The organism is Plesiomonas sp. (genome assembly GCF_051650925.1).
Classification (GTDB): domain Bacteria; phylum Pseudomonadota; class Gammaproteobacteria; order Enterobacterales; family CAMTGL01; genus Plesiomonas.
The window spans coordinates 1-5,060 of the sequence record NZ_JBOFRH010000501.1 but is presented as its reverse complement, the minus strand read 5'-3'; the positions used below and the strand labels follow the sequence as shown (position 1 = coordinate 5,060).

General features: G+C 46.6%; 6 protein-coding genes. 5 read left to right on the top strand and 1 reads right to left on the bottom strand.

Translation table 11 applies throughout. The features are described 5' to 3' along the window. The 5 genes from ACRC27_RS12045 to ric all read left to right on the top strand — a co-directional run. The coding region (locus ACRC27_RS12045; RefSeq protein ID WP_438639981.1) for a hypothetical protein at positions 1-205 on the top strand (205 nt) is incomplete at its 5' end. A gap of 9 nt (positions 206-214) precedes the next feature. Beyond that, complete coding sequence (locus tag ACRC27_RS12040; protein WP_438629796.1) at positions 215-970, top strand: oxidative stress defense protein; 756 nt, start codon at positions 215-217, stop codon at positions 968-970. Positions 971-1,075: 105 nt separating this feature from the next. Then, positions 1,076-1,732, top strand: coding sequence for a ribose-5-phosphate isomerase RpiA (gene rpiA / locus ACRC27_RS12035; RefSeq protein WP_438629798.1), 657 nt, complete (start codon positions 1,076-1,078; stop codon positions 1,730-1,732). A 238-nt stretch (positions 1,733-1,970) separates the two neighbouring features. Then, positions 1,971-3,200, top strand: a complete 1,230-nt coding sequence (gene serA / locus ACRC27_RS12030; RefSeq protein WP_438639980.1) for a phosphoglycerate dehydrogenase — start codon at positions 1,971-1,973, stop codon at positions 3,198-3,200. 147 nt (positions 3,201-3,347) lie between these two features. After that, positions 3,348-4,040 carry an iron-sulfur cluster repair di-iron protein gene (gene ric / locus ACRC27_RS12025; RefSeq protein ID WP_438639979.1) on the top strand — a complete coding sequence of 231 codons (693 nt, stop codon included), beginning with the start codon at positions 3,348-3,350 and terminating at the stop codon, positions 4,038-4,040. A gap of 141 nt (positions 4,041-4,181) precedes the next feature. Here the strand turns inward: ric and ACRC27_RS12020 are convergent. Then, positions 4,182-5,060: efflux RND transporter permease subunit (locus tag ACRC27_RS12020; protein ID WP_438639978.1), on the bottom strand; the 879-nt coding region annotated here is incomplete at its 5' end.

Sequence of the window (5,060 nt, the reverse complement as noted above, 5' to 3'; positions counted from 1 at the left end):
ATTCAAAAAGCCCCTTCATTGGGGTTTTTTATTGGGTAAAAAACGGGATATTGGGTTGATAGTGAGCTTCTGCTGTCTTGATTATGTTTCCCTCTTATTATTGCTAAATATGTCTGCTGACCAACAGACTCTTGAAAGCGGCTGGGGAACTTACCATACTGGATGCCAGCAAAAGGCTGCGCTCATGCAGGCTAAAGTGTACTAAGGAGTTGTCATGAACTTAAAAGTGTTAACGATTGCCGTGATGCTGGCTGTTGCGCCGGGTGTATCAATGGCATCAACCATGCTACCTGCGACACAAGCGGCTGAAGTAGCCACAGCATTAGCGCCTATGCCTACTTTGGCAACGACCGGAAACGGTAGTGTTGATGCCGTACCGAATATGGCAACACTCTCTATCGAAGTGAATCAAAGTGCTAAAACCGCGGCTGATGCAAAAACGCAAGTAGATACGCGCGTCAGTGATTACATGACATTTTTAGAGAAAAATGGGGTAGCAGTAAAAGACATTAATGCTGCGAACCTGATTACTCAGCCAGAATATCAGTATGTGCAGGATAAAGCGCCGACACTGATAGGTTACCGTGCTATTCGCCATGTTGATGTCAAAGTGATGGATTTGAGTAAGCTCAATGATCTGCTCAATGGCGCATTAAAAGCTGGGTTGAATGATATTCAGGGTATTCAGATGGGGGTTTCTGACCCGCAAAGCTATCAGCTAAAAGCCCGTGAAGCGGCGATTAAAGATGCCATCAGTAAAGCTACATCCGTGGCAAACGGATTTGGTGTGAAAATTGGTCAAGTTGAACAAATTCGTTACGACACCAGTACCCAACCACAGCCAGTACCACCGATGTTGCGTATGGCCGCGTATGCGGATTCCGCTAATGCTAAAGTGAACCAAAGCTACCAGCAACCGACGTTGCATTTTACCGATCAAGTTGACGTGGTTTTTAGCTTGAATAAATAAGCAATATCTTTGCCGTGGGTATTCACCGAATTGGTAGAAGAGATACAGCGTAAGCATGCTGATAGCGGTATAATGGGCGAATACCCACTCTCGGAGGATAGCGAGATGACACAAGACGAGCTAAAGAAAGCGGTAGGCTGGGCAGCACTCGAGTACGTACAACCGGGCAGCATTGTTGGTGTAGGTACAGGGTCAACGGTAAATCACTTCATTGATGCGCTTGGCACAATGAAAGAGCAGATTAAAGGTGCGGTATCGAGTTCCGAGGCAAGCACCGCTAAACTGCGTTCACTGGGCATTGATGTTTTTGATGCCAATGAAGTGAGCAGCTTGGATGTTTATGTTGATGGTGCTGATGAAATCAATGCCAATTTGCAGATGATCAAAGGCGGCGGTGCGGCTCTGACGCGCGAAAAAATTGTTGCCGCTATTGCCAAGCAGTTTGTGTGTATCGTTGATGCTAGTAAACAAGTGCATGTTTTGGGTAATTTTCCACTGCCGGTGGAAGTGATCCCGATGGCGCGTTCTTATGTTGCCCGTGAGTTGGTCAAACTCGGTGGTGATCCGGTTTATCGTCAGGGTGTAAAAACCGATAACGGTAATATCATTCTTGATGTACACAATATGTCGATTGTTGAGCCTAAAGTGCTTGAAGATAAAATCAACAATATTGTTGGCGTGGTTACGGTCGGATTATTTGCTCAGCGTCCGGCAGATGTTGTGCTGGTAGGTTCTGCTGATGGCGTGAAAACGGTCAGTTAAATACGTTATTGCAGCAATATCTGATATAAAAGAGCGCAGCAGCGCTCTTTTGTTTTTTAGCCTGCGAGTGAGCGTTTTTTTTTATCCTATAAATGCTCTGAAAAATTTTCTCTTTTTTCTTTTCTGCCTGCGAATTGTTCCTTTCCTACGTTACTTAATTTCTGTTATTTTGACTAAAGGATGACCACTCATTGAGTGGAAAGTGAGTCTGCTTCAGGGTTGATGTAAGGATTGAAACATGGCTAAGGTTTCACTGGAAAAGGATAGAATCAAATTCTTGCTGTTAGAGGGCGTTCACCCAAAAGCAGTAGACCTGTTACGTTCGGCGGGTTACAGCAATATTGAGTATCACAAGGGGGCATTGAGTGATGCTGAGCTGAAAATAGCGATTCGTGATGCCCATTTTGTTGGGTTACGTTCGCGTACCAACCTCACTGAAGATATTTTTGCTGCTGCAGAAAAACTGGTTGCAGTAGGCTGTTTTTGTATTGGTACCAACCAAGTTGATTTAAGCGCGGCACAGCGCCGCGGTATTCCGGTTTTTAATGCGCCGTTTTCAAATACCCGCTCTGTGGCTGAAATGGTGTTGGGGCAGATTTTGCTGCTGCTGCGCCGTATTCCTGAAGCGAATGCGCGTGCGCATCGGGGGGTATGGAATAAGAGTGCCGAGGGTTCGTATGAAGCGCGCGGTAAAAAACTCGGTATTATTGGCTATGGTCATATTGGTACTCAGTTGGGTATTCTGGCAGAGTCGGTCGGTTTAAAAGTTTATTTTTACGATATTGAAAATAAATTACCACTGGGGAATGCCGAGCAAGTGGCCAGTCTTGCTGATCTACTGAGTATGAGTGATGTGGTGAGCCTGCATGTGCCGGAAACCCGCTCGACTAAAGATATGATTGGCAGTACTGAGTTGGCGCAAATGAAACGCGGAGCGATATTAATTAATGCCTCGCGTGGTACGGTGGTGGATATTCCGGCATTGTGTGATGCATTAAAAAGTGAGCATCTCTCTGGCGCAGCCATTGATGTTTATCCAACTGAACCTGCTACCAATAAAGAGCCTTTTGTATCACCGCTATGTGAGTTTGATAACGTGATTTTGACTCCGCATATCGGCGGTTCAACTCAAGAGGCACAAGAGAATATTGGTATTGAAGTGGCTGGGAAATTCATTAAGTACTCGGATAACGGCTCAACGTTGTCGGCAGTCAATTTCCCTGAAGCTTCTTTACCTGGGCATGGTGGGGCTCGCCGTTTGCTGCATATCCACGAAAATCGCCCAGGTGTACTGACACAACTGAACCAAATTTTTGCCGAAGAGGGCATCAATATTGCGGCTCAATACCTGCAAACGACCCCTGAGATTGGGTATGTGGTTATTGATGTGGAGACGGAGTTTGCTGAGCGGGCATTAGTGCGGATGAAACAGATTAGCGGAACGATTCGCGCCCGTATTTTGTATTGATTCACTCCCTGTGAAGTTGAGTTGGCGTTTACGCATTACGGCGTGAACGCCTTTTTTTTGTCTTTTTTCGGCCTTGCATAAAAAATAAGTTGCATTTAAAATGCAACTTATAATGTGAGATTATCTGTTCGGGTGGTGGAGAAAAGTATGAGTCTGTTAGAGAGCCGTGTGGGTGAATTGGTTAGCCAAGATTTTCGTAATGCGCATGTATTTAGCCGTTTTGGTATCGATTTTTGTTGCGGCGGCGGGCGTACGCTGGCCAGCGCTTGTGAGCGAGCCAAGGCAAATCCGGCAGAGGTTGTTGCCGAGCTAAACACATTGCAGCAGGGTGGAGATGCAGACACAACATTCGCGGAGCTAAGCACACCTGAGTTAATTGAGCATCTGGTCAATACTCACCACGCGTATGTTCGCCGAACAGCGCCACTGTTGCTTGAGTACAGCCAAAAAATGGTACGTGCTCACGGTGAAAAGTATGCCGAAATTCTTCCCTTTGCCGGTTTTATTCGGGCACTGATGGATGATTTGTTGCCACACTTGATGAAAGAAGAGCAGATTTTATTCCCTGCTATGGTGAATTTGGTTTCCGGTGTGCAAGAGCAGACCTGTTTTGGTCATATCAGTAACCCGATTCGGGTTATGGAGCATGAGCACCAAGATGCAGGCGAAATCATGGCAAGTTTGCGTGAAATGACCAACGGCTTTACGCCACCAGAATATGCCTGTACGACATGGCGGGTGTGTCTGGCAACGTTGGCGGAGTTTGAAGCTGATTTGCATCAACATATTCATCTAGAGAATAACCTGCTATTCCCAAGGATGCTGGTGTTGGCGAAATAGATAACGCTACACGCCTCTTTGCGAGAAAGCGCTAGCCTGATTTAAAAAAAGTGCACCGTTTGTACGGTGCACTTTTTATGGTTATTGGCTTATAAATACGTGATAAGCCTTATCAAGGTAAGGGTGTTTCTTTATATGAAATTAGGCTATCTCATCTTTACTGATACGAAACATTACGGTGTAGAGCACCGGAACAATGATCAGTGTCAGCAGCGTTGCGAAGCTTAATCCAAACATAATGGTGATTGCCATTGACTTAAAAAATGGATCGAGCAGTAGTGGGGCAACACCTAAGATGGTGGTGATAGAACCCATGGCTACTGGGCGAACCCGTGAGCGGGATGATTCGAGTACAGCCAGTAAACGAGGTTTCCCTTCACGGATCTCAAGATCGATTTGATCGACCAGCACGATTGCGTTTTTAATCAGCATTCCCGCTAAACTGAGGAAGGCGAGTATCGCCATAAACTCAAACGGTGTTTGTGTTATCACCAAGCCAAAGCTGACACCGATTACTGCCAGCGGTACGATCAGCCAGATGATCAACGGCTGACGGACGGCATTAAACAGCGCAACAACGGTAAAGACCATCGCCGCAAAGGCTAACGGCAGTATCTGCATGATGCCGGCATTGGCTTCTGATGAATCACCAAACTCTCCCCCCCAGCTTAAGCTGTAACCCGGTGGTAGCGGAATGGCTTCTACAGCAGTTTTTACGCGCTGAAATACGACGCCGGTCAGTTCAGTTGCCGGATCGCCTTGCACTTTGATGGTCGGGAAACGATCAACCCGCCGGACAATCGCGTTTTCCCACACCGGATCGAGGCGCACAATAAACTGGCTTAAGGCGAGCGTTTCGCGGCTGCCTTCTGGCTGTATACGTACATTGTACAGAGCTTCAATCTGTTCACGCTCACTGGCCGGTGGACGGGCAATGACCGGTAGCAGATCGTCGCCATGTTGATATTGGCCGATACGATTACCATTAAAATACTGGCTGATGGCGCGATCCAGATCGCT

Bases quoted from the DNA above. Each gene is read 5' to 3' on its own strand.
- ACRC27_RS12040 (WP_438629796.1), top strand. From the start codon at position 215: ATGAACTTAAAAGTGTTAACGATTGCCGTGATGCTGGCTGTTGCGCCG.
- rpiA (WP_438629798.1), top strand. From the start codon at position 1,076: ATGACACAAGACGAGCTAAAGAAAGCGGTAGGCTGGGCAGCACTCGAG.
- serA (WP_438639980.1), top strand. From the start codon at position 1,971: ATGGCTAAGGTTTCACTGGAAAAGGATAGAATCAAATTCTTGCTGTTA.
- ric (WP_438639979.1), top strand. From the start codon at position 3,348: ATGAGTCTGTTAGAGAGCCGTGTGGGTGAATTGGTTAGCCAAGATTTT.